Annotated in this window: 21 protein-coding genes; all 21 read left to right on the forward strand. The window is 59.0% G+C overall.

All coding sequences use genetic code 11. The features are described from left to right. The first annotated feature begins 120 nt into the window (after positions 1–120). The 21 genes from ACTNB2_RS00490 (at position 121) to pstC (ending at position 25,683) form a co-directional block, all read left to right on the forward strand. Entirely contained in the window at positions 121–1,608 is a 1,488-nt protein-coding gene (locus ACTNB2_RS00490; protein WP_370450555.1) for a YfcC family protein, read from the forward strand. Positions 1,609–2,108: 500 nt separating this feature from the next. Then, the gene (locus ACTNB2_RS00495) at positions 2,109–3,590 is read left to right on the forward strand and encodes a DUF1846 domain-containing protein (protein WP_154515227.1); all 1,482 of its coding nucleotides are present in this window, start codon (positions 2,109–2,111) and stop codon (positions 3,588–3,590) included. Positions 3,591–3,783: 193 nt separating this feature from the next. Further along, positions 3,784–4,167 carry a hypothetical protein gene (locus ACTNB2_RS00500; protein WP_441044758.1) on the forward strand — a complete coding sequence of 128 codons (384 nt, stop codon included), beginning with the start codon at positions 3,784–3,786 and terminating at the stop codon, positions 4,165–4,167. 180 nt (positions 4,168–4,347) lie between these two features. After that, positions 4,348–6,009 carry a CTP synthase gene (locus tag ACTNB2_RS00505; RefSeq protein WP_441044757.1) on the forward strand — a complete coding sequence of 554 codons (1,662 nt, stop codon included), beginning with the start codon at positions 4,348–4,350 and terminating at the stop codon, positions 6,007–6,009. Positions 6,010–6,011: 2 nt separating this feature from the next. Further along, entirely contained in the window at positions 6,012–6,953 is a 942-nt protein-coding gene (xerD, locus tag ACTNB2_RS00510) for a site-specific tyrosine recombinase XerD (RefSeq protein WP_441045689.1), read from the forward strand. A 464-nt stretch (positions 6,954–7,417) separates the two neighbouring features. Beyond that, the gene (locus ACTNB2_RS00515) at positions 7,418–7,852 is read left to right on the forward strand and encodes a division/cell wall cluster transcriptional repressor MraZ (RefSeq protein ID WP_441044755.1); all 435 of its coding nucleotides are present in this window, start codon (positions 7,418–7,420) and stop codon (positions 7,850–7,852) included. 20 nt (positions 7,853–7,872) lie between these two features. Next, entirely contained in the window at positions 7,873–8,838 is a 966-nt protein-coding gene (gene rsmH / locus ACTNB2_RS00520; RefSeq protein WP_154515233.1) for a 16S rRNA (cytosine(1402)-N(4))-methyltransferase RsmH, read from the forward strand. Between the two features lie 90 nt (positions 8,839–8,928). Continuing rightward, entirely contained in the window at positions 8,929–9,399 is a 471-nt protein-coding gene (locus ACTNB2_RS00525) for a hypothetical protein (protein ID WP_441044754.1), read from the forward strand. A 260-nt stretch (positions 9,400–9,659) separates the two neighbouring features. Further along, positions 9,660–11,282 (forward strand): peptidoglycan D,D-transpeptidase FtsI family protein, encoded by a 1,623-nt coding sequence (locus ACTNB2_RS00530; protein WP_427727628.1) that lies wholly within the window; start codon positions 9,660–9,662, stop codon positions 11,280–11,282. A gap of 124 nt (positions 11,283–11,406) precedes the next feature. Further along, positions 11,407–12,831, forward strand: coding sequence for a UDP-N-acetylmuramoyl-tripeptide--D-alanyl-D-alanine ligase (locus ACTNB2_RS00535; RefSeq protein WP_427719184.1), 1,425 nt, complete (start codon positions 11,407–11,409; stop codon positions 12,829–12,831). A 3-nt stretch (positions 12,832–12,834) separates the two neighbouring features. Continuing rightward, the gene (gene mraY, locus ACTNB2_RS00540) at positions 12,835–13,854 is read left to right on the forward strand and encodes a phospho-N-acetylmuramoyl-pentapeptide-transferase (protein ID WP_154515238.1); all 1,020 of its coding nucleotides are present in this window, start codon (positions 12,835–12,837) and stop codon (positions 13,852–13,854) included. Between the two features lie 9 nt (positions 13,855–13,863). After that, a complete protein-coding gene (gene murD, locus ACTNB2_RS00545) occupies positions 13,864–15,270 on the forward strand; it encodes a UDP-N-acetylmuramoyl-L-alanine--D-glutamate ligase (protein ID WP_441044753.1) in 1,407 nt (468 codons plus the stop codon). Between the two features lie 36 nt (positions 15,271–15,306). Further along, a complete protein-coding gene (gene ftsW, locus ACTNB2_RS00550) occupies positions 15,307–16,800 on the forward strand; it encodes a putative lipid II flippase FtsW (RefSeq protein WP_441044752.1) in 1,494 nt (497 codons plus the stop codon). Next, complete coding sequence (gene murG / locus ACTNB2_RS00555) at positions 16,790–17,905, forward strand: undecaprenyldiphospho-muramoylpentapeptide beta-N-acetylglucosaminyltransferase (protein ID WP_441044751.1); 1,116 nt, start codon at positions 16,790–16,792, stop codon at positions 17,903–17,905. Before ftsW ends, murG begins: the two co-directional genes overlap by 11 nt. A gap of 96 nt (positions 17,906–18,001) precedes the next feature. Then, positions 18,002–19,420, forward strand: a complete 1,419-nt coding sequence (murC, locus tag ACTNB2_RS00560) for a UDP-N-acetylmuramate--L-alanine ligase (RefSeq protein ID WP_441044750.1) — start codon at positions 18,002–18,004, stop codon at positions 19,418–19,420. 5 nt (positions 19,421–19,425) lie between these two features. After that, complete coding sequence (gene murB, locus ACTNB2_RS00565) at positions 19,426–20,337, forward strand: UDP-N-acetylmuramate dehydrogenase (RefSeq protein WP_154515248.1); 912 nt, start codon at positions 19,426–19,428, stop codon at positions 20,335–20,337. Positions 20,338–20,524: 187 nt separating this feature from the next. Next, positions 20,525–21,559, forward strand: coding sequence for a cell division protein FtsQ/DivIB (locus tag ACTNB2_RS00570; protein WP_441016687.1), 1,035 nt, complete (start codon positions 20,525–20,527; stop codon positions 21,557–21,559). 200 nt (positions 21,560–21,759) lie between these two features. Beyond that, positions 21,760–22,911 carry a cell division protein FtsZ gene (gene ftsZ / locus ACTNB2_RS00575; RefSeq protein WP_427727619.1) on the forward strand — a complete coding sequence of 384 codons (1,152 nt, stop codon included), beginning with the start codon at positions 21,760–21,762 and terminating at the stop codon, positions 22,909–22,911. 210 nt (positions 22,912–23,121) lie between these two features. Continuing rightward, a complete protein-coding gene (locus tag ACTNB2_RS00580) occupies positions 23,122–23,922 on the forward strand; it encodes a polyphenol oxidase family protein (RefSeq protein WP_441044749.1) in 801 nt (266 codons plus the stop codon). Continuing rightward, complete coding sequence (locus tag ACTNB2_RS00585) at positions 23,919–24,755, forward strand: phosphate ABC transporter substrate-binding protein (protein ID WP_154515256.1); 837 nt, start codon at positions 23,919–23,921, stop codon at positions 24,753–24,755. Before ACTNB2_RS00580 ends, ACTNB2_RS00585 begins: the two co-directional genes overlap by 4 nt. Before the next feature lies 1 nt (position 24,756). After that, positions 24,757–25,683: a phosphate ABC transporter permease subunit PstC gene (gene pstC / locus ACTNB2_RS00590; RefSeq protein ID WP_441033191.1), complete on the forward strand. Its 927-nt coding sequence runs from the start codon at positions 24,757–24,759 to the stop codon at positions 25,681–25,683. Positions 25,684–25,686: the final 3 nt, after the last annotated feature.

Here is a 25,686-nt window from a genome sequence, read left to right on the forward strand (position 1 = left end):
CTCGGGGTGTATTGCTGCACACCCCGAGCGGTTTGTCTGGTAAATATCTTGCGTCGGGCGGTGGGCACGGCACGGAAGATCCGCTTCGCGCGAGAAAGTTAAATGATTTATGAAGGGGGGATGAGAACTATGACTGAGACCGCTAAGAAAAAGCGCGGTATGCCTTCATCGTTCACCATTCTTCTAGCTCTGCTGGCAATTGTTGCAGTGATTACCGTTATCGTCTCCGGCACGTCCGGCGGCGCTGTTACTGCAGCCCGTCTGAGCGATTTCTGCACCGCCCCGATCCTGGGCTTCGCTGACGCTCTGCCCGTCTGCCTCTTCGTTATGATCCTGGGCGGCTTCCTCGGTATGATGACCGAGACTGGCGCTCTGGACAACGGCATCGCCGTTCTGGTGCAGAAGCTTAAGGGCAACGAGATCATGCTCGTTCCTGTCCTTATGCTCATCTTCTCCCTCGGTGGTACCACCTATGGTATGTGCGAGGAGACCGTTCCCTTCTACGCCCTGCTCGCCGCTACCATGATGGCTGCCGGCTTCGACCCCATGGTCGGCGCCGCTACCGTCCTGCTCGGCGCTGGCTGCGGCTGCCTGGGCTCCACGGTTAACCCGTTCGCCGTCGGCGCTGCCGTCGACGCTCTGACCGGCGTTGGCATTGAGGTCAACCAGTCCATCATCATCGGCCTCGGTGCCGTCCTGTGGATTGTTACCACGGCCATTTCCATCTTCTTCGTCATGGGCTATGCCAAGAAGGTCAAGGCTGACAAGGGTTCCACCATCCTGTCGATGCAGGAGCTCAAGGACGCCGAAGAGGCTCACGGCAAGGCTGCTTCCGAGGTTAACAAGGAGGTCAAGCTCACCGGTCGTCAGAAGGGTGTTCTGATCGCCTTTGCCTTCACCTTCGTCGTCATGATCGTCGGCTTCATTCCGCTGGCCGACCTCAACGAGGGCGTTGCCAACTTCTTTGACGCTGGCGCTGTCTACGATGCCGACGGTAACACCGTCGTCCAGGGCTGGTCTGCCCTGATCACCGGCCTGCCCATTGGCCAGTGGTACTTCGACGAGGCTTCCACCTGGTTCTTCCTCATGGCTATCCTGATCGGTATCATCGGTGGCCTGTCCGAGAAGCAGATCGTTAACACCTTCATCACCGGCGCTGCCGACATGATGTCCGTTGTTCTCGTCATCGCCCTCGCCCGTGGCATCTCCGTCCTCATGGCCAACACCGGTCTCGACGTCTACGTCCTCGACGCTGCCGCCAGTGCCCTGGCTGGTCTGTCCGGCGTGATCTTCGCTCCCATGAGCTTCCTGGTCTACTTCGGCCTGTCCTTCCTGATCCCGTCGACCTCTGGTATGGCTACCGTCTCCATGCCCATCATGGGACCGCTGGCTGTTAAGCTCGGCTTCTCGCCCGAGGTCATGGTCATGATCTTCTCCGCCGCCATCGGTGTCGTGAACCTGTTCACCCCGACCTCCGGTGCCATCATGGGCGGTCTCGCCCTGGCCAAGATCGAGTGGACGACCTGGCTCAAGTTTGCCCTTAAGCTCATCGTCGTTCTCTCCGTCGTCTGCGCCATCATCCTGACCGTCGCCTGCGTGTTGATCTAAGTACCCAACGGGTGCCCCACGGAAACCTTGACGATCCTGTAGAGGATCACTTGGTCATCGTCTGTCCGGTGGGGTCAACCCACCGGTAGACTCCTACCTTTAGCCCCCTCCCGTTCCGTGCGCGGGAGGGGGCGCTCTTATGTTGCGCGGTTCTACGAACCGCGCAACCAGTTGACGCTGCGCGCCGCCCAGAACGACAATTTGTCATTCAAAAGGCAAGGCATGACCAAAAGGTCTATGCCTTGCCTTTTTCATGCCAACTTGTACGTTCTGGACGGCGCTCGCTGACTTATGCTCAACCTGCGATGTTGCCATTGTTGGTGCAGGGGAAGTGCGTTTGGGGCAGCTAATTTGGGACGGGGCTTTTTTGACTACCCCCACATAAAGGGTAGTCAAAAAAGCCCCGTCCCAAATTAGCTGCCCCGGCCTCGTCGGTGGGGGAGGGTCTGCTCCGCTATAATCGCCTAGGACATTAAATGGAAACGGGACGGGAGCCATACATGCGCCAGGGTTTCGACAACGCGAAGTATATCGAGCTGCAGGCTGCTCACATTAAGGAGCGCATCTCGCAGTTTGGCGGCAAGCTGTATTTGGAGTTTGGCGGCAAGCTGTTCGATGACTATCATGCGAGCCGCGTGCTGCCGGGTTTTGAACCGGACAGCAAGTTCCGCATGCTCAAGAGCATTGCCGACGACGTCGAGGTCATCATCGCAATCAATGCGAACCATATCGAGAAGAACAAGGCCCGTGGCGACTTGGGCATTACCTATGACGAGGACGTCCTGCGTCTGGTCGATCTGTTCCGCGGGAACGGATTTGCCGTTGCCGCCGTGGTCATCACGCAGTATGCCGGTCAGCCCGCTGCCGACGTCTTCCGCAATCGTCTAAACGCGCTCGGCATTCCCGCCAAGCTGCACTATCCCATCGAGGGCTATCCGCACGATGTTGACCTGATCGTTTCTGATGAAGGCTACGGCAAGAACGAGTTTGTCGAGACCACGCGTCCGCTCGTTGTCGTGACGGCGCCCGGCCCTGGCTCGGGTAAGCTCGCCACCTGCCTGTCGCAGCTGTATCACGAGCACAAGCATGGCACCGCTGCCGGCTATGCCAAGTTCGAGACCTTCCCGGTCTGGAATCTCCCCCTTACGCATCCGGTGAACATTGCCTATGAGGCTGCCACGGCAGACCTCGATGACGCCAACATCATCGACTCGTTCCACCTTGAGGCATATAACAAGACCACGGTCAACTACAACCGAGACGTTGAGGCGTTCCCGGTTGTTCGCGCCCTGATGGAAAAGATCTTGGGCGAGAGCCCCTATCAGAGCCCTACGGACATGGGCGTCAATATGGTCGGTTTTGCCATTACCGATGACGATGCATGCCGAGATGCCTCCAAGATGGAGATCGTGCGCCGCTATTTTGCCGCGGTTGAAAGCGTGCGCCGTACTGGCGTGGGCGATGAGCAGGTCGACCGTCTCAAACTCATTATGAAAAAAGCCGGCATCGACAAGAACTATTCGCCGGCACGCTCGGCTGCTCTCACCAGGGAGCAACTGACGGGCGGTCCCGTGGGTGCCATGGTGATGCCGGACGGTTCGGTAGTGACCGGAAAGACCTCAACGCGTCTGGGTGCCGCGAGCTCGCTCATCATGAACGCGCTTAAGCATGTTTCGGGCGTCGATCTTGAGCTCGAGGTCATCAGCGATGAGGCGATTGAGCCTATCAGCAAGCTCAAGACGCATTTCCTTGGCAGCAAAAACCCGCGTCTCCACACCGACGAGACGCTCATGGCGCTCTCTATCACCTCGGCCACGAGCGAGACGGCTACTCGTGTTCTTTCGGGTCTTGAGCAACTGCGCGGCTGCGATGCCTTCTTTAGCGTGATTATCTCGCCTACGGACGAGACGGTGCTGCGCAAGCTGGGCATTAACGTGTGCTGTGAGCCCAAGTTTGAGCGACGCGGTTTCTTCCATCGCTAAGATTGAGATGAGACGCCGCATCGGAGTGCGCACCCGATGCGGCGCTTAGGGGTATTTAGGGCTTAATTTGCCGAAATTTAGGCCGTTTACCTGCCCAAAAGCGATTTGCGCGGTATACAATTACCTCAGTGGATACATCCTTTGCGGGGCTACCCATGATGGATGTTGCCGGCCATCGAGGGATGCGCCGGTCATGCGCGGTGCTTTTGATGCTCGTGCTCGGTTTGAGGAGGCTGCCATGGCGGGCAAGGGTCGTGCGAGTGTCAACGATATGAAGCGTGTCGAGGTGCTGGTGCTGATGGAGATCGATCGGCAATCTAAGGGAAACGGTGTGCCGTACGGTTTCTCGCGCAAGACACTCTCCGAGTGCGTAGGGGTTTCGCCGTATCGTGCCCGCGCTGCAATCGACCGTTTGGATTCTGATGGCCTTATCGAGGTCGTTTCTCGTTATAACGATGATGGCGGCCAGCTTGCAAACGGCATATGCCTGACCGGGCGAGGCGAGTGGTACCTTAAGGGTGTTCGTGCCGGCATGCTTGTTCAAGATATGTTGAAGGATGAGACTGCCGATCGGTAACAACACGGCAGTTTCGACGAGCCTGCACCGCCCAAAGCTACTTGGGCGGTGTTTTGTTTCGAGATGGAGAAATGCGGGCATGCGGGTGAAAAATAGCGAGCGGCTTGCTTTTCGAGTATTACAATGAAGACCCGTAAGATGTGAATGGAAAACTTCTACGGGAAGCGCAGGTAATTCAATATGACCAAGCATGTGTTTGTAACCGGCGGCGTAGTTTCGTCCTTGGGTAAGGGCATCACCGCGGCCTCGTTGGGCCGTCTGCTCAAATCGCGCGGCTACAAGGTGACGATGCAGAAGGCCGACCCGTATCTGAACGTCGACCCCGGCACCATGAGCCCGTTTCAGCATGGTGAGGTCTTCGTGACCGAGGATGGCTACGAGTCCGACCTGGACCTGGGCCATTATGAGCGCTTTATTGACGAGAATCTGACCCGTGATTCCAACTTTACGACCGGCGCTATCTACAAGAGCCTGATTGCCCGCGAGCGTCGCGGTGACTTTTTAGGCGGCACCGTTCAGGTGATTCCGCACGTCACCAACGCCATTAAGGATAAGTTCCGCCGCATCGAGGAGCAGACCGGTTCCGACGTGGTCATCACCGAGCTGGGCGGCACGATTGGCGATATCGAGTCGCAGCCGTTCGTGGAGGCCATCCGCCAGTACCGTAAAGAGGCCGGTCCCGAGAACGTCTGCTACATCCACGTGTCGCTCGTCCCCTATATCGCCGCCGCGCACGAGGTCAAGACCAAGCCCACGCAGCATTCGGTCAAGGAGCTTCGCAGCTTTGGCATTCAGCCCGACATCATTGTGCTGCGTTCTGATCACCATATCGACGATGCCATCCGTGGCAAGATCGCAAGCTTCTGCGACGTCGATACCGACTGCGTCTTTACCAACGAAGATTGCGCGAGTATTTACGATGTGCCGCAGCTGCTCGCCGAGCAGGACTTTGACCTGCGCATTTGCGAGCGCCTGGGCTTGGACCCGCGCGAGCGCGACATGAGCGAGTGGAACGAGTTCCTGCGCAAACAGAATCATGCCAACCACCATGCCGACAAGGTCAAGATCGCCGTTGTGGGCAAGTATACCCAGCTCCCCGATGCCTACCTGTCGGTTATCGAGGCCCTGCATCATGCAGGCGTTTTCTATGATCGTCATGTGGACGTGCAGCTGGTCGACGGCGAGAGCCTCGACGAGCAGAACGTCTCCGAGGTGTTAGGCGACGCATCGGGCATTTTGGTGCCCGGCGGCTTTGGCAAGCGTGCCCTGGAGGGCAAGATTCTTGCTGCCGAGTTTGCTCGCGAGCATAAGATTCCGTATCTGGGCATTTGTCTGGGCATGCAGGTCGCCGTGTGCGAGTTTGCCCGCAACGTGGTCGGCCTTGCCGGCGCTAGCTCCTCCGAGTTCGATCCGGACGGTCCGTTTAGCGTAATTGACCTGATGAGCTCGCAGGAGGACGTGACCGAGAAGGGCGGCACCATGCGCCTGGGCGCCTATCCGTGCAAGCTCGCCGCCGATACCCTTGCGCGCGAGGCCTATGGCGAGGAGCTTGTCTATGAACGCCACCGTCATCGCTTTGAGTTCAACAATGCCTTCCGCGACCAGCTCGAGGACGCGGGTTTGGTTATCTCGGGTCTTTCGCCTGACGAGCGTCTGGTCGAGATGGTCGAGCTGCCGCGTGACGTGCATCCGTGGTATGTGGCCACCCAGGCCCACCCCGAGTTTAAGAGCCGTCCGACCAAGCCGCAGCCTCTGTTCCGCGAGTTCGTGCGCGCTTCGATTGGCCAGCACGAGGGTATCGATCGCCTGCAGGTGACGCCCATGAACCTCGCGACGGACTAAGGGTGCCAGCGAACGAAAGACATACCGAAGATACTCCCTCGTTGCTCGATACGGTGGCGGGGGAGTATCTTGATTACCTTGCGGTCGAGCGAGGCTTGGCGCGCAATACGATCGCGGCATATCGTCGTGACTTGACGACTTACTGTTCCTACCTGCAGCGGGCCGGTGTTGAGTCCTTTGAAGGCGTGAACCGTCAGATAATAGAGGGTTTTGTCGGTGATCGGCGCGACGGGGGCTACTCCGATGCCTCGGTGGAGCGTGCAGTTGCGGCCGTGAAAGGTTTGCATGCCTTTTTGGTTCGCGATGGGATCGTCGCCCAAAACCCGACGGCTGCACTGCGCCTGCCCAAAAAGGCGGAGCGCCTTCCGGAGTATCTCTCGGTAGGGGATGTCTCGGCGCTCCTCGACCAAGATTTCCCGGAAGGGGAGATGGGTTTGCGGGACCATGCCATTTTGGAAGTGCTCTATGGATGTGGCCTGCGCGTGAGCGAGTTGGTGGGGCTCGATGTGGGCGACGTCCATTTTGACGACGGCTTTGTGCTGGTGCGCGGCAAGGGCTCGAAGGAGCGGCTTGCCCCACTCGTGGGAAGTGCCGCACGGGCTATGGCTCAATATATTGCTGATGGGCGTCGGCGCCTGGCCGCTCATGCCCGCGGGTCAAAGACGCCGGCAGTCTTTTTAAATAAGAACGGTGGTCGCCTGTCGCGTCAGAGTGTTCATGTCATATGCGAGCGATACGGGCGTCAGGTGGGACTGGTGGGACTTCATCCTCATACCTTGCGTCACTCCTTTGCGACCCATATGCTTGCGGGCGGTGCCGACCTGCGCGTGCTACAGGAGATTTTGGGACATGCCGACATTTCGACCACACAGGTCTACACGCATGTCGACCGCACGCAGCTGACCGAGGTCTACCTGGCGGCTCATCCGTTGGCGCATCGCTAGCGACTCTTTGACCTGCATATTTACAACTAATGGGGGACGGACCCCAGGTTGTCGTGACGCGGTTTTGTGCGCGTATCGGCAATCTGGGGTCCGCCCCATCTTTTGTCTTGCGCCGATGCGCCGGTGGGTCGCGTGTGACGTTGGTGGGGAAGTTTGGGGGGGCGATGTGAACGGCGCGTAAAGGGACACAAAATTCGCCTCAAGGTCAACTTGAAGGTTGAGGTTGAAAGCCGGGCTGCTACAGATGGCATCTCGGCTTTGCTGTAAACACAACATATTGTGTTTTCGAACATATGAACGAGGGTGTTTTACAGCATATAGAGGGTGGAGTGGTGGGGTGTTGTGGGGGAAGGTGTGGGGAAAGATGTTGAAAAATGGGGCAGTTCCCCATATTATTAATGACGTCGACAGGCGGGGTGGTTCCCCGCGTACGTGCCATCTGAGTAACCGAGGGGAGGGCGCACATGGGAATGACGGGTGCATACGAGCGCAATCTCGATGCAAAAGGTCGTCTGTCCCTGCCTGCACCCCTTCGCGAGGAGCTTGGAGAGCATGTTCGCGTGTTCAAAGCCCTGGATGTCGATGCTCTGTACGTGTTCTCTGCCGAGGCCTTCGATAAGTGGGTCGAAGGACTCTTCGCGGGTCGTGAGGGCCACGAGGGTTTTAACCCGCGTGACATCAACGACCAGAAACTCATGAGGGCGATCAACAAGCGCACCACCTCGATGGATGTGGACAGCGCCGGTCGTATCGGTCTTTCTGAGTCTCTCCGCAAGCAGGCGAAGCTCGACCGCGAGGTCACGGTTGTGGGCAACTACGACCACCTCGAGGTTTGGGACCGTGCTACGGCCGATGAGGACGATGACGATGAGGCTCTGCTGGACCTCTTCTTCTCGTAAGGGCAAGGCATGAGTAACGGATGGAGCGTGGGATCTTGACACAAGAATATCGGCATGAACCTGTCATGCTCGGCGAAGTGCTTGAGTCGCTGCAGCTAAAGAGCGGATCTGTCGTCTGCGATTGCACCCTTGGCGGTGCCGGTCATTCGGTAAAGATGGCCGCGCAGGTGGGGGAGACGGGTCTTTTGCTTGGCGTCGATCAGGACGACATGGCCCTCGAGGCCGCTGGTGCCCGTCTGGACCGCGAGGTCCCCGGTGTCCCGCATCAGCTGCTGAAGGGCAACTTTGGCGACTTGGACGAGCTGCTTTGCTCGGCCGAGGTGCCCGGGGTCGATGGCTTCCTGTTCGACTTGGGCGTTTCGTCACCGCAACTCGATATCCCTGGCAGGGGCTTTTCGTATAACGAAGATGCCCCATTGGACATGCGGATGGATCCGGGTAACAACACCCTAAACGCAGCTGAGGTCATCAACACCTATAACGAACACGACCTCGCCCGGATTCTACGCGTCTATGGCGAAGAGAAGTTCGCCTCGCAGATCGCACGCGAGATCGTGCGTCGCCGCGAGTCCGAACCGATTGAAACCACCGGTCAGTTTGTCGAGATCATCAAGGCTGGCATTCCGGCTGCCGCTCGTCGGCATGGCGGACACCCGGCCAAGAAAAGTTTCCAGGCCATTCGCATCGAGGTCAATCATGAACTCGATGTGCTCGAGAGAGGACTTGACGCCGCCACCAGGTGGCTCAACCCGGGCGGACGCATCTGCGTCATCTCGTATCACTCGCTCGAGGACCGTATCGTAAAGAATCACTTTAAGGAGATGAGCCAGGGGTGCACGTGTCCGCCGGAGATTCCGGTGTGCGTGTGCGGCAACGTGCCGATACTCAAGGTCATCACCCGCAAACCCTTGGTTGCCCAACCCGATGAGGTTGCGCGCAACCCTCGGGCGAGATCAGCCAAAATCCGCGTGGCGGAGCGCTTGTAGCGTTACGCGCGCGATATTGGACCTCCCGCTCGCACCATAAACGAAGCTTAAACACACTACCAACGTACTCGGGATGGGAGGCGGCATATCATGGGCTACAACACCTCAAACGCAGCACTCGCCTATGATATGAACGCCATGCCCGCCTACCGCGAGGCACCGCAGGCGCCCGCTGCTCCTCGTGAGCAGCGCACACCGCGCTTTGATGTCTACACGGGCGCGGGCCGTCAGGCAAACCAGGCGGTAAGCCCGGTTTTCATGAGCGTTCTTAAAACGTTTTGCATCATTGCGGCTATCTTCATGACGATTGGCGTCGCCCGCGTGGCGCTTGCAAGCGTTACGGCCCAGGTGCTCAACAGCAACGCCGAGCTTACCAGCACGCTCGAGAAGGCGACCGATGAGAGCTCTGACCTTGAGGTCATGCACTCTGTTTATGGTGCCGATACGCGCATTCGCGATCTTGCGGGCGCTTATGGCATGGTGGAGCCCAGCGAGAGCGTTACACTTGATTTTTCGCAGGATGCAGCCGCGGGCGCTAGCTCGGCTGCGGCTGTCCAGTAATAAGACGGTAGCTGAGTATGACAAATGATTATCGCCGCGGTCCAGACGGGAGTCGCGGGCAGGGACGTCCCTCTTCGCGGGGACGTTCTGGTTATCAAGGATCGGGTCGGTCATCTTACAACTTGGGGCCGAATCGTGGCAACGACCCAACGTCGCGCCTTCGCGGCTCGGATGACCCTCAAGTACGCAATAGCAGATCGAATAGACGATCTTCGACCGAATGGCTTACGGGGACGCCATTGCCTCGCCGTAATGTCGTCATGGGTTGTATCGGTTTGGGCCTGGCTGCGGGCGCCATCCGCCTTGCCGACTACCAGATCGTAAATGCCGATGAGTTGCGCGGGCGCGCCGATGCTCGACGCCTGCTTGCGGAGACGCTTTACGCCAAACGCGGCACGATCTACGACCGAAACGGCAACGTGCTGACGTCGTCGGTCGAGTGCAGCAATGTCGCCGTGAATCCACAGCTGATTGAGGATGTCGACAAAACGGTATCGGCCTTGGTTAAGGCGACTGGAATCGATAAGAAGACTTGCCGCAAGCTGGTTCAGTCCGACGGCACCTGGGTGTATATCAAGCGCCAGGTGGACGAGGACGATGCCGCGGCATTGAAGAAGAAAAATCTGCCCGGCGTGCTCTTTGAGCAGGCGATGAAGCGGGTGTATCCATACGGCAATCTGGCTTCGCAGGTTCTAGGCGTGGTGAACGTTGACAACGTGGGCCTAACGGGCCTTGAAAAGCAATATGACAAATTGCTGACCGGAACAAACGGCACGCTGGTACGAGAGCGTGCGAGGGACGATAGCTATATTGCGGGTGGCGCCTATAAAAAGGTTGCCGCCATCGATGGCGTTGACATCGTGACGACGCTGGATGTCAATATCCAGCGTGCAGCAGAGGACGCTCTGGCGGAGGCGGTCGAGAAGACCAAAGCCAAGAACGGTTCGGCTTTGGTGACAGACCCTACTACCGGCGAGATTCTGGCCGCCTGTTCGTATCCGACCTACGACCCGACCAATTTGGAGAACGCCAAGACCGAGGATATGAACTTGCGCTTGGTCACCGATGCGTATGAACCCGGTTCGGTCTTTAAGACGCTCGTTGCAGGTGCGGGTTTCGACTTGGGCGTCGTGCGCTCGAGTACGTCGTTTGAGGTGCCGGCGAGCATTAAGGTCGGCGACGATACCGTCACCGATGCCGATAAGCGTGACTACGCCATGACCATGGATGTGCGCGAGATGATGCGCCGCTCATCCAATGTTGGCTTTGTATTGGTCGGGCATAAGATCGGCGCGGACGATTTTGCCGCGTACGTGGACAAATGGGGCGTTGGACACAGTTCGGGCATCGATTTTCCCGGCGAGAGCCTTGGCATTGTCAAGGAGCGTGACCAGTATGACGGTGCCACGTTGGGCTCGATGAGTTTTGGCCAAGCGCTGTCTGTCTCGCCGATCGAGATTGCGCGCGCCGTGGGTGGCATTGCCAACGACGGCGTGATGATGACGCCGCACTTTTATAAATCCAGCAAAGGCGAGGAGAAGGACTGGGGCGAGGGCGAGCAGGCGATTTCTGAGGATGCCGCCGCCCAGGTGACATCGTGCATGCAGACGGTCGTTTCCGAGGGCACGGGTGTCGGGGGCGCCGTCGACGGTTACGACGTGGCGGGTAAGACCGGTACGGCCGAGCGCGCCGATGAAAAAGGCGGCTACCTCAAAGCGAGCTATATGTCGTCCTTTATGGGGTTTGCCCCGGCGCAAGCACCCAAGGTTTTGTGCTATATCACGCTCGACGGAACGCCGAGCGGTTCGGATGCCGCCGCCGTGCCGTTCCAGGTCATTATGGCTAACGCGCTCGATGTGTTGGGTATCCCACGCACCAAGTAGGGGGTTACAATCCTGAAAAGGGCTGTCGATTAATCTGGAGGGTGTTCACATGCCCTGCACCACGCATGCGCGGCGCTGGGATACAATACGCCGATAGCATTATTAGGTTTACAGGGGAGCTGCAATGATAGAGATCGCCGTCAACAACCTCGCGGCCGCAACAGGGGCCCGGACCGTGACGGGAGAAGCCGATCGGGTATGCCGTGGGTGCGTTATCGACTCGCGCCAGGTTGAGGAAGGCACGATTTTTGTTGCCTTTCCGGGTGAAAAAGTCGACGGCAACGATTTTGCTTCCCGCGCCATCGAATCGGGCGCCGGCGCTGTTGTGATGACGCGCGAGCCCAATGCCGAGCTTGTATCGCTGGCTCAGCGTAAGGGCTGCGCCATCCTACACACCGATGATCCCGAGGAATTTTTGCTGCGCCTGGCACATGCCTATCGCACGCAGCTTGGCTGCCTAGTAGTTGGCATTACCGGCTCTATCGGTAAGACGACGACCAAGGATGTCCTTGCGGCAGTGCTTGCCAAGCGCTATCGCGTTTGGGCCACCAAGGGTAATTTCAACAATCTGATCGGTATGCCGCTCACGGTTTTGGCCGCTCCTGCCGACACCGAGGTGCTGGTTCTCGAGATGGGTATGAACCATTTTCACGAGATCGAGCGCCTTTCTCGGTCCGCCAATCCCAACCTTGCCATCGTGACCAAGATCGGCACCTCTCATATTGGAATCCTGGGAAGTCGCGAGAATATCGCCCGCGCTAAGTCCGAGATTGTTGGGGGCATGTGTGCCGCCGACGACCTTCTCCCGTTGCTGGTTTTGGGCGGCGAAGACGACTTCACCCCGTTCATTCGTGAGACGTTTGCCGAGCCCGCGGGTATCGACGTGATGCTGGCGGGTGTTTCGGATGTTGATGAGGTTTGCGCCCGCGGCATTCACATTGATGATGAGGGTCGTCCGGTCTTTACGCTTGACTTTGGTATGGGTGAGTCCGTTGACACCATGCTCGCCATTCCCGGCGTCCAGTCCGTTCCCAATGCCGTTAAGGCCGCCGCAGTTGCCTATCGTTTGGGTGTGACCCCCGAGCAGATCGATGCTGCCTTTAGGGGTATCGCGATTACCGGTCATCGTCAGGAGATCAAACACGCCAAGAGCGGTGCCCGCATTATCGACGACTCGTATAACGCCAGCGCCGAATCCATGGCTGCTGGCCTTGACCTGCTGTGCTCGCTTTCGTGTTCTGGCTCTCGAATGGCGATTCTGGGCGAGATGGGCGAAATGGGCGACGAGGCCCCCCGCATGCATGAGCTGGTGGGCGCCTATGCCGCGGCTAAGAAGCTCGATATGCTGGCGTGCGTGGGCGGTGAGCTGGCCGCTCGTATGGCCGAAGCCGCGCGCATGATGGGCATGGACGAGGACCGCATCCAGGTGTTCTCCGATTATCAGCAGGTGCTCGACCGTATGGCCGGCGCACTTGAGAAACATGATGTTGTGCTGGTCAAGGGCTCTCGCTTTGTCGAGCTCGACCGCTTTGTGGAAGGTGTGTGCTAGCCCATGTTCGGGAACCCCGCGTATCCTACATACCAGGCCTTTTTGGGACTTGGCATCGCCGCCGCCATTGCGCTGCTGCTCATGCCGTGGTGGATCAAGCTTCTTAAGGTCGAGGGTATCGGCCAGCAGGTCCGCGCCGATGGACCCAAACGCCACCTGATTAAGCAAGGCACGCCCACCATGGGCGGCGTTGTCATTCTCGTAGCCGTTTCGCTGACGTGCCTTTTGATGGGCAAGCTCACCACCGAGCTTGTGCTCGTGCTGCTTGCCACGCTTGCAACCGGCGTTCTGGGCCTTATCGACGATTTGACCTCTGTCACGCACGGTCGTTCGCTCGGCCTGACGCCCCACGCCAAGATGATCGGTCTCACCATCATCTGCGTCACGTTTACCGTGCTTGCCGTCAGCTGGTGCGGCGTTGCCCCCGAGATTCGTTTTCCCGGCGGTCTGACGATTGACCTCGGTATCTTCTCGACCACCATTGGTGGCCTTACCTTTCCGTGGCTCTACATCGTCTTTTGCTGGTTGATGATCGCCGGTCTTTCTAATGCCGTGAACCTGACCGATGGCCTGGACGGCCTTGCCGGTGGCACCTCCATGATTGCCATGCTTGCCATGGCTGCCATGGCGTTTTTGCACGGTGACGTAAACCTGTCTATCTTCTGTACCGCATGTGCTGGTGCTTGCCTGGGCTTCCTTTGGTTCAACTGCTATCCGGCGAGCATCTTTATGGGTGATACCGGCTCTCTTGCCTTGGGTGCGGCCTTTGCCTGCACGTCCATTATGACCAACACCGAGGTCGTCTCGCTCATCATCGGCGGCCTGTTTATCGTCGAGACCCTGTCGGTCATGATTCAGGTCGTCTACTTCCACTTTACGCATAAGCGCGTCTTCCTTATGGCGCCCATTCATCATCATTTCGAGAAGAAGGGATGGGCCGAGACTAAGGTCGTCATCCGTTTTTGGATTGTCGCTGCCGCTTTTGGCGCTCTGGGCCTTGCCCTGTTTTTCCAGTTGGGATAGTGGTTTTTCATGCCTCTTGCAGATTCCTTTAGCCTGCTCGTCTTGGGCCAGGGTAAGTCCGGTCTTGATGTCGCTCGCTGGGCGCTTGCGCACCCCGAGCGCGTGAGTACCGTTACCGTGTACGGTGGCGGCACGTCCGAGCCCAATGATGCCACGCGCTCGCTCGAGGCGCGCGGGGTATCGTTTGTCTACGGAACCGAGCAGGTCGAGGGCGCGTTTGATGTATGCGTGACGTGTCCGGGCATCTCGGAGTTCTCGTCATTCTTTAAGGCTGGCCGCGATCACGCTGTCCAGATCATGGGTGAGCCCGAGTTTGCCTACCGCCTGTCTCCCCAAAATTGGATCGCCATTACGGGCACCAATGGCAAGACGACCACCACGTCGCTGACCGACTACCTGCTTAAGGCAGCGGGCGAGGCGAGCGTTGCTGTCGGTAATATCGGTGAGCCTCCGGTGAACGAAATCGACGACCGCGCGCATAACGAGTGGTTTGTAGCTGAGCTTTCGAGCTATCAGATCGCAACGACCCAGGAGCTTCACCCCCGTGTGGCGGTGCTGCTCAACATCACCCCCGACCATCTGGGCTGGCACAAGAGCCATAAGAACTATGCGCTCGCCAAGATTAAGCTCTTCGAGAATATGGTCGATGATGACCTTGTGGTTATCGACGTCGAGGATGCCGGTATCCATGAATTCGATGAGTATGTCTACACGCCGGGTCGTCGCATCTGCAAGGTCGCCTTTGACGAGCCTGCGGGCGAGGACGCCGCATTTGTGCGCGATGGCAAGATGGTCATTCGCCTGAAGGGCGTCGAGGCCCCGCTCATCGCCACGTCCGAGCTCAAAATCTCCGGACATCACAATGTCATCAATGCCCTGTGCGCTGCCACGGCTGCCCTGGCCGTCGGTGCCGATGTCGACGGTGTGTGTCGCGGCCTGGCCTCATTCCAGCCGCTGGAGCACCGCGTTGAGCCCTGTGGCGAGATCGATGGCGTGCGCTACGTCAACGATTCCAAGGCAACGAACACCGATGCGGTCGAAAAAGCCCTGACGGCGTTTCCCGACGACGACGTGATCTTGCTGCTCGGTGGTCACGATAAGGGCACGCCACTCGAGTCCTTCGCCCGCGTTGTCATGGACAACGTGCGATCGGTCGTCTGCTTTGGCGATGCGCGCGAGCGCTTTACCGCCGCTATGGACGAGGCCGATGTCGATGGTGATGTTGATATCGCTCAGGCAGACGACCTGCGCGACGCCGTCGACGTTGCCCGTTCGCTGTCGAGCCGAGGCGACGTGATCCTGCTTTCTCCCGCCTGTTCTTCGTTCGATGAGTTCTCGGGCTACGAGGAGCGCGGCCGCGTGTTTAAGGACTACGTGGCCCAGCTTGCCGCCGCAGCGAAATCGCAAATGGAATAGGGGCCGCCGGTGAGAGAGGAGAGCCCCCGACAAGGTATGAGGAGGCCCGACTCGGACCGTGCTTCCTCGCAACGCAGTACGCCGCGTTCCGGTCGCGGCGGGCAGACGCTCAGCGAACGCTATATTGCCGGCGTCCCCGCCCGCATCATGCGCCCTCGTTTGATATTCATGGCGTGCCTGTTTACTTTAGTGTGCTTTGGTCTGCTGATGGTGTACTCGGCGTCATCGGTCGAGGCATTGCACGAGAACGGCTCGGCGACGTTTTTCCTGGTTCGACAGGCTACCTTTGCCGGAGTTGGCGTGCTTGCCATGGTTGCGATCGTTCACGTCTTGCCGGACAGCTGGTTTGGGGAAAATGTACTTAGGATCTTCCTTATCGGCATGATTCTCTTGCTGTTTGCGGTATTTCTTGTCGGCAGTGGCAGCCGTGGCGCCACGCGCTGGCTCAACATCGCCGGTATTCAGTTCCAGCCTTCTGAGTTTTTAAAGCCGTTTGCCATCGCGTATTCGGCCATCATACTCGACCGTTTCTTTTCGCCCGGTGGCAACATCAACGAGTTCCTTCGTAAGATGGTCGTCTACTTGGGCATTTCGCTCTTTTTGATCTTTATCCAGCCCGATTATGGCACCGTCTTGATCATCTCACTGACCCTCATGTGTATGGCGTTATTTGCGGGCCTAGACCCCAAGTTTATCATCGGCGTGATCATTCTCGTCATTGTCATGAGTGTGTTTGCGCTTGTTGCAGAGCCGTACCGCATGGTGCGTGTTCAGGTTGCCCTGAACCCTTGGGCCGACGAGTATGGCGATGGCTATCAGGCAACGCTTGCCATCATGGCGTTTGCTTCGGGCGGCTTGTTCGGCCGTGGCATCGGTAACTCCACCATGAAGTATTCGTATCTGCCCGAGGCACACAACGACTATATTCTGGCCATTATCGGCGAGGAGGTCGGTTTTGTCGGGACCGCGCTGCTCTTCCTGGTCTTTGCGATGCTGATTTACTCAGCGTTTCGCATTGCCGAACAGGCTGCGGACCGTCGCGGAGCGCTCATGGCATCGGGTTCCGCAGTCATTCTCGCGGTACAGTTTTTGATCAATGCGCTGGGCATCCTCAACGTGTTTCCCATGACGGGTAAGCCGCTGCCGTTTATCAGCTACGGCGGTTCGTCGATTATCGTATCGCTTATGCTTGCGGGGCTGATCTTGCGCGTCTCGCACGAGAGCGCCCGTCGTGATGAGTACGACCGTCGCCGCGAGAGCTTTGCCGTTATGGACGAGAGCACCGCCGGCGTGCCCCATGTGCGCGGCGATCGCCCTTCGCGCAACGGTTTTACCGTCTTGGATGGCTCTGCGTCCGAGCCGTCGGCTCGTCCGCGCCCGCGAACGGCTCCGCAGGGGCGTCCCCAACGCCCGAACCCCCGAAGCTCGGGCGGCGGATATAATCGAATCAATTTGAATTCGGACCCATCGGCGCGTCTGCGCACCGACGATCAGGGACCGCGCGTACGAAGGGATTTTCATGACCGATAAGATGACCGTTGCTATCGCAGCCGGCGGCACGGCGGGACATATCAACCCTGCGCTTGCCTTGGCTGAGGAGTTGCACGACCGCGGACATCATGTTGTGTTCGTGGGCCAGTCGCACAAGCTCGAGGGTCGTTTGGTTCCCGAGGCCGGGTTCGATTTTATACCTATCACGGTCACGGGCTTCGACCGCTCCCGTCCTTGGACCGCGCTGAGCTCGCTGTGGCGCGTCAATAAGGCCAAGCGCTCGCTCGCCAGCCATTTCTCAAAGGTTGTCAAGCCCGATGCTGCCATCGGTTTTGGTGCCTACGTCGAGGTCCCGCTGCTGGGCTGGTGCAAGGATGCGGGCGTTCCGTATCTGCTGCACGAGCAGAACTCTGTTCCGGGCCTGGCCAATAAGATGATGAGCTCCCATGCCGCCCGCGTGTGTATCTCGGTGCCGGCTGCGCGCTCTGTCTTTGAGCGCGGGGGCGACCCCGAGCATGTGCTCATGACCGGTAATCCGGTGCGCCGCTCGGTCATTGAGGGCGATCGCGCCCGCGGCCGCGAGGCACTTGACGTGCCCGAGGATGCGACGCTTCTGCTCGTCTTTGGTGGTTCGCTCGGTGCCCAGCATCTCAACGAGCGCGTAGCCTCGCTCAAGAGTGAGCTGCTGACCCGCGAGAATCTCTACATTTTGCATTCGACGGGAGCCGACGGCTTTGAGGACACCGAGCGTGCTTTGGCGCTGACGTCCGATGAGACGAAGCGCTATCGCGTCCAGCCCTACATTGACAACATGGGCGACATGCTAGCTGCAGCTGACCTGGTGCTCTCGCGCTCCGGCGCCTCGAGCGTGGCCGAGATTGCCGCCCTCGCCGTGCCTTCGGTGCTCGTGCCGTATCCGCATGCCACGGCCGACCACCAGACGACCAATGCGCGTTATCTGGTCGATGCCGGCGCCGGCGTGCTTTGTGCCGATGCCGATATCGATGCTCCGGCGTTTGCCGAGGAGCTGCTGCATCTGGTCGATGACGCCGCAGCGCGCGATGCCATGCGTCAGGCGGCGCGCGGGTTGGCTCAGGACCGCGCCGCCGCACTTTTGGCCGATGCGGTAGAGGGTTTGCGTTAGTTAGACGGGATATCGAGCTTGCGCTCGCGCGGATGAGGTAGGTGCGGTACAGTTAACGGGTTACAGGCAGTGTTTACGCAAGGAGTACACGAGCACATGGCTGATTCCCAGACTGCAACCTCCGCGCCCGAGTTCAAGAGCGCCCACTTTATCGGTATCGGTGGCGCCGGCATGAGCGGCATCGCTCTCGTTTTGCACGAGCGTGGCTATGCCGTTACCGGTTCCGACCTTAAGACCTCGCGCTACATTCGTCAGCTTACCCGTGCTGGCGTGAAGGTTCATGTGGGCCACGAGGCCGCCACGATCGATGAGGTCAAGCCCGACGTGGTCGTGGTCTCTACCGCTATTCCTGAGTCCAACCCCGAGCTTGTGCGTGCTCGCGAGCTCGGTATTCCTGTGTGGCCCCGCGCCAAGATGCTCTCGGCTCTGGGCCACGGCTACACCACCATCGCTGTTGCCGGTACGCACGGCAAGACCACGACGTCCTCGATGTGTGCCACCATGCTCGACCGCATGGGTCTGGATCCCAGCTTTTTGATCGGCGGCATCGTTGAGGGTTACGATACCAACGGAAAGAACGGCTCGGGTGACTACTTTGTCGCCGAGGCCGATGAGTCCGACAGCTCGTTCCTGTTCCTGAACCCCAACGTGGTCATCGTGACCAACGTCGAGGCCGACCATCTCGACCACTACTCGGGCATCGAGGAGATCGAGGCCACCTTTGCCAAGTTTATGGGCCTGGTTGGAGAGAGCGGTACCGTCATCGTTTGCGGTGAGGACCCGCATCTGGTCGAACTCGCCAAGTCGACGGGTCGCCACGTGCTTTCCTATGGCTTTGCCGAAACCAACGACGTCGTCTGCGTGCATCCGGATGTCAAGGGCATTCAGAGCGACTTTATCGTTCGCCTTGAGGATGGGACCGAGCATGCTGTCGAGATCAAGAGCAACCCCGGTCGCCACAACATGCTCAACGCCACGGCAGTGCTAACCGTTGCCCATGTCCTGGGTCTCGACGTCGATGCCGCAGCCGAGGCGCTTTCGAGCTTTGAGGGCGTCCGCCGCCGCTTTACCCATGTGGGCGATATTGACGGCATCACCGTGGTCGATGACTACGGCCATCACCCCACCGAGATCAAGGCGACGCTTGCCGCCGCCTCGTCGCTGGGCTATAAGCATGTTGACGTCGTGTTCCAGCCGCACCGCTATTCGCGTTTGCAGGCGCTGTGCGATGACTTTGCCGATGCCTTCGCCAATGCCGATAAGCTGCTGCTCATCGATGTGTTCTCTGCCGGCGAGATGCCGATTCCGGGCGTTACCTCCAAGATGCTCGCTGATACTGTGCGCGCCAAGCACCCTGGCAAGGAGGTCGTGTACTGCTCCAGCCGTCTCGAGCTCAATCGTGAGCTCGAGAAAATGGTAGGTGAGGGCGATCTGCTGCTTACTATGGGCGCCGGCGACGTTACGACCGTTGGCCCTGAGTTCATCGAGTATCTGACTGCCAAGAAAGACGCTTAGCCCCTATGGGTCTGTTTAACGCCGTCATGGCGCTTTCGGGCATGATTGACACGGATGTAGTCGAGGATGAACGCCTTGCGCGTCATACGAGTTATCGTATCGGCGGCAAGGCCGACCTCTTCGTGACGTGCCATAGCTATCATGCCCTTCGTCGTGCCGTGGCAGTACTCGACCGTGAGCAGGTGCCGTGGGTCATTATCGGCAAGGGATCTAATCTGCTCGTTGCCGATGCGGGCTATCGCGGCGCCGTCATTTCGCTGGGGCGTGAGTTTCAGCGCACCGTTGTTGCCGAGGACGGTTGCACGCTGACCGTTGGCGCGGGCGTTATGTTCGCACGTTTGGTCAACGATGCCCTGTCGCGCGGGCTTTCGGGCCTTGAGTTTGCGGTTGGCATCCCCGGCTCGGTCGGCGGCGCCGTATCTATGAACGCCGGTACGCGTACCGAGTGGATAGGTTCGCTTGTCGAGGATGTGGTCACGTTTGACCCGGCATCCGGCATTAAGCATTATGCGGGGTCCGAGATTGCCTGGGGCTACCGTGAGTGCAGCCTGCCGCGTAACGAGATTATTCTCGAGTGCGTGCTTAAGCTCAAGCCTGCGCCTAAGGCCGACATTCGCGAGCGTATGGAGCGGTACCTGACGAGGCGCAAACGCACGCAGCCCATGGGTCGCGCTTCTTGCGGGTCGGTCTTTCGCAATCCACCCGACGCGAGCGTTGGCAAGCTGATTGAGGATTGTGGATTAAAGGGTTTTTCGGTTGGCGGTGCGGAAGTTTCGCCCGTACACGCTAATTTTATCGTTAATAACGGTACCGCCTCGGCCGATGACGTGGCCGCGGTTATCAGGCATGTGCACGGAAAGGTGAGGGAGGCGTATGGCATCGAGCTCAGACCGGAAGTCAAATTCCTCGGCTTCTAGAGCATCGAAACCTACCTTCCGCCGCGCCGGAGGGCGTTCCGGCGCACCCGTCCAGCCTCAACGCAAGCCCCCTGTGTCCTCCAAGCCCGCTGGATCCGTACGGTCCGCCAAACGTCCGGTCGTCGGCTCGCAACTTGGTGGACGCCCTGCCGCAAAAAAGACGGTTCACCCGGCTCCGCGCCCCTCGGTGACGTCTAAGTCGGCGATGGGTGCCAAGCCCTCTCGCCCCATAGTGACGCCCAAGCCCTCGCTGGGGGCTAAAGCGACGCATCCCGGTCGTACGTTGGGCGCTGCCAAGCCGCGCTCGTTGACGTCGGTGCCCGCCACTAAGGCACCTGCGACCAATAAGGGTATCAATCCGCTGTCGTCGCTTGGCGCCATGGCGAGTAAGACGTCCGAGGCCGCCTCTGCCGTTAAGGGCAAGGGCAAAATCGTGGGCGGAATCTTGGCGGCTGTGGCCGTGCTTGCCGTCGTTGCCATCGTCGTTATCAATTCCGGCCTGTTTGCCGCTACCGATATTCAGATCGAGGGCAGCGAGCATGTGACCAAGCACGATGCCATGCAGCTGATCAGTCTGCCCGAGAACACATCGCTCTTCAACGTAAATCCCGACCAGATCACCGAAGATCTCAAGCAGAACCCGTGGGTTTCGGGCGTGGACGTTCAACGGCAGTTTCCCCACACGCTCGTCATTACGCCGACGGAGCGCAAGGTCACCGCGATCGCTTATATAAGTTCCGACGATCTTGCCTGGGCCATCGGCGACGATGACACCTGGATCGCACCGCTTTCGACCTCTGTGGAGGTGGACGACCAGGGAAATGTCGTCACTTCGGGTGAGGGCGCCAACACATTGAGCGGTATCGATGCTGCGTTGGCGCTGGCCAAGCACTACGGGGCCGTGCTGCTTACCGATGTCTCGGCTGATGTCGAGCCGGTCTCGGGGCGGGCTGTTTCTTCCAAGGCCGTTAAAGCGGGCCTGGATTACGTGCGTGGTTTTTCCGGCGAATTCTTGGCGCAGATCAAGGATATTTCTATACCTTCGGTCGAGGCCATCTCGGCGAATCTTGATAATGGCGTTGAGGTCTCACTGGGCGATTCTGATGATATCGCCAAGAAGGAACGCGTCGTGACCAAGCTTCTGTCGCAGGTAGAGGGCGTAACCTACATTAACGTTCGGTCTCCCGGCAACTATACGTTTAGAAACGCACCGACCGCTTAGCGTCGGTGCGTGGCTTTGTTGAGGGGCCATACCACGCCGTTTATCTGGTTTGTTTGGTTTTCACGGTCAATTATTTGACTGATACGTTCATAATGTGCAAACATAATACGGTTTACCTTTGCATTTACTTTCAACCTGAAGGTTAATGTGCGCAGGGGTCAACCCATGCTATGGCTATAACCTTTGTTCGGAGGACCGACATGCACGAGACAGAGATCAACAACTACCTTGCCGTCATTAAGGTGGTCGGCGTCGGCGGCGGCGGTACCAACGCGGTCAATCGAATGATCGAAGAGGGCATTCGTGGCGTCGAGTTTGTTGCCATCAACACCGATGCTCAGGCGCTCGCGATCTCTGATGCCGATATCAAGGTCCACATCGGTACCGACCTTACCCGCGGCCTGGGCGCTGGCGCCAACCCCGAGGTTGGTCGCAAGGCTGCCGATGAGTCCCGCGATGACATTGCCGAGGCGCTCGCTGGCGCCGACATGGTGTTCATCACCTGCGGTGAGGGCGGTGGCACCGGCACCGGCGCCGCTCCCATCGTTGCCGATATCGCGATGAACGAGGTCGGTGCGCTGACCGTCGCCGTCGTGACCAAGCCCTTCACCTTCGAGGGCCGCAAGCGTAAGAAGAGCGCCGAAGAGGGCATTAAGACCCTTTCCGATTGCGTCGACACCATGATCGTTATCCCTAACGACAAGCTGCTCGACATCGCCGAGAAGAAGACCACCATGCTCGAGGCCTTCGCGATTGCCGATGGCGTCCTTTCCCAGGGCACCCAGGGCATCACCGACCTCATCACCGTCCCGGGCATCATCAACCTGGACTTCGCTGATGTTAAGACCATCATGAAGCAGGCCGGCACCGCCATGATGGGTATCGGTACTTCTTCTGGGGACACCCGTGCCGTCGACGCCGCCCAGCAGGCTATTTCCAGCCCGCTGCTCGAGAGCTCTATCGATGGTGCTACGCGCGTCCTGCTCTCCATCGCCGGCTCCAAGGATCTGGGCATCCAAGAGATCAGCGACGCTGCCGACGTTGTCGCCAACGCCGTCGATCCCGAGGCCAACATCATCTTCGGTACCGTTGTCGACGAGTCCCTGGGCGATCAGGTGCGCATCACCGTTATCGCTACGGGCTTCTCCGACTCTAATGTCAACCGTCAGGACGAGCTCTTCGCTGCCCAGCAGTCCCAGAGCAAGGCTTCCGTTGCCGAGCCTCAGCGTACCGCTCCCGCTGCAAGCTCGGCTCAGTCTGCCCCGACCCGCAATGTCGGCGGTACGGAGCTTCCCAATTTTGGTAACGACCAGTTCGAGCTTCCCGACTTCCTTAAGCGTGGTAGCTTCTAGTTCGTTTTTCTCAACAACCTGCACGGGGTGTGTCCATTTGGATGCACCCCGTTTTGTTTCTCGTTTGTAAACGAAAGTCTCCAATCTCTTTACGTTCCCCTTACGTTTGGTCCCTACCGCTGCGGGTATCCTTTTGTAGAAGTATGGCAGCCGTATGGCACGGACTGCTGCGGCTTGGCCGCGATACTCGTGTTATTAGGAGGCTTTAGTATGGCAGCACGTGCGGACAACGTTTCGCGTGTCGACCATGATGGAGTTACGTTGGTAGAGGGCGCGACGCACGATGTCCGCTTTGCCTTCACCGAACGCACTGGCGGTGTTTCCGAAGATGCGTACTCCTCACTCAATCTGGGCTCGCATGTTGGCGATGACCCCTTTGCCGTTCAAGAAAATCGTCGCCGCGTACTCGAGGCCATGGGTGTTGCCGAGTGCGAGCACAACCTGCTTGTCCCCAATCAGGTACACGGTGACAATGTCGTGACGGTGACCTCGAACGGCGCCGATGATCTCGAGAACATTCGCGAGCAGATTGCCGAGGGCTGCGATGCCCTCGTCTGCACGGCGCATGAGGTGCCCGTGATGCTTTGCTTTGCCGATTGTGTTCCCGTTGTGCTGGTGGCTCCCGGCGGCTTTGCCGTGGTGCATTCTGGCTGGAAGGGCACGATTGCGCGCATTTCCGCCAAGGCGTGCCAAGCGCTCTGCGAGGCGGCTGGCTGCAAGCCAGACGACATCTCTGCCTATATTGGGCCCCATATCCTGGGTGACGAGTACGAGGTGTCCCAAGAACTTATGGACCGCTTTGCCTCCGAGTTCGCGTGCATCGATGCTGCCGCTTCTCGTATGATCGATCTTTCCGCCCCCATTCGCGAGGCGCTGATGGACGCCGGCGTCGAAGCGAACGGCATTGTGGACACCAAGCTCTCCACCGTTCGTCAGAACGACCGCTTTTATTCCTACCGCAACGAGGGCGGCACCTGTGGGCGCCATGCTGCGATCGGCGTGATGCTATGAGAAAGATCGCATCGGTCCTAAGCGCGGCAGTGCTCACGCTTACGCTGTGTGCCTGCTCCTCGGGATCTTCCACGTCTTCTATCACCGTGGCCGGCTCGACCACCTGCCTTCCCATTGCCGAGATTGCGGCCGAGGGCTTTAAGGAGGAGACCGGCACCGACGTGCTCGTCTCTGGCCTTGGCTCTTCTGCCGGTATCGAGGCCGTCAGCAACGGCACGGCTGACATCGCCAGCTCGTCTCGTGGCCTCAATGCCGACGAGCAGAATCTGGGCCTGACCCCGATTGTAATCGCGCACGACGGCATCGCAGTCATCGTGAACGACGATAATCCGGTCGACAACCTCTCGACCGAGCAGCTTCGCGACATATACGCCGGTAAGATTACCAACTGGAAGGAAGTCGGCGGAGAGGACCTGAAGATTCAGGTTATTAACCGCGATGAGGCGTCCGGTACGCGCGAGGCCTTCCGTACCATCGTGATGGACGGCACGCCGTTCGATCGTCGCTCTGCCGTTCTTTCGGGCACGGGCCAGGTACGCGATGTCGTGTCCCGTTCGCGTGGTGCCATTGGCTACATCTCGCTGGGTTTTGTCGAGAGCCTCAACGCTAAGACTTCGGTTAAGGCTGTTTCGGTCAACCATGTCGAGGCATCCGAGAAGACGGTCGCAAGTGGCGGCTACCCCATCTCGCGCGACCTTTACTTCTTTGTGAAGGGTACGCCTTCGCAGCGTGCGCAGGACTACATTGACTATGTGACGTCCGAGAAGATGGACAAGCAGATTCGCGAGGCGGGCTTTATTCCCGTCACCAACGACGGAAAGGGGAGTGAGTAGCATGGAAGCGCAGGAAACCCCCCAGATTGAGCGAGAGGCTCAGGCGCCCAAAAAGCGTGAGTTGGCGTTGGTGTCGCGCAGCACCTATCTCAAAGAGAAGGCGCTGCAGTGGATCTTCTTTGCTTGCGCGTTCTTGGCGGTCGTCACCGTCATCCTGATTTTTGTCTTTACCACGTACTCGGCGTTGCCCGTCTTTACCGACATCGGTTTGGCGGACTTCTTTAGCTTTACGTGGGCGCCCTCCGAGGGCCATTACGGCATTATGTCGCTGCTGGCGGGCTCTGGTCTGGTGACGGTCGGTGCGCTCGCCATGGGTGTGCCCCTGGGTGTGGGCACGGCCGTGTATCTGGTCGAGATCGCCGGCAAGCGCGTGCGCAGTCTCATCAGCCCCGCCGTCGACCTGCTGGCGGGTATCCCCTCCATCATCTACGGTTTCTTTGGCATGGTCATCATCCGTCCGTTTATCGCGCAGCTGACCGGCGGTCTTGGCTTTGGTGCGCTGACAGCGTGGCTCGTGCTCGCCATCATGATCGTTCCCACCATCACCACGCTCACCATCGATGCCCTCAATTCCATTCCCATGGGCATTCGCGAGGCATCCTATGCCATGGGTGCCACCAAGTGGCAGACCATCTACAAGGTCGTGCTGCCTGCAGCCAAGTTGGGCATCGTCGATGCGATTGTCTTGGGCATGGGTCGTGCCATCGGTGAGACCATGGCCGTGCTCATGGTCGTTGGCAACGCTCCGGTCATCCCGGACAGCATCTCGAGCCCCATCTCGACACTCACGAGCCAGATCGCGCTCGATATGAGCTATTCCTCGGGCCTGCACCGCTCGGCTCTGTTTGGCATGGGCGTGGTCCTGTTTATCATTTCCGCCGCATTGGTGGGCATCGTCCGTCTGATTTCCAAGAAGAAGAGGGGGTAGGCT

This window comes from Collinsella sp. HCP28S3_G2, from assembly GCF_052065125.1.
Taxonomy (GTDB): domain Bacteria; phylum Actinomycetota; class Coriobacteriia; order Coriobacteriales; family Coriobacteriaceae; genus Collinsella.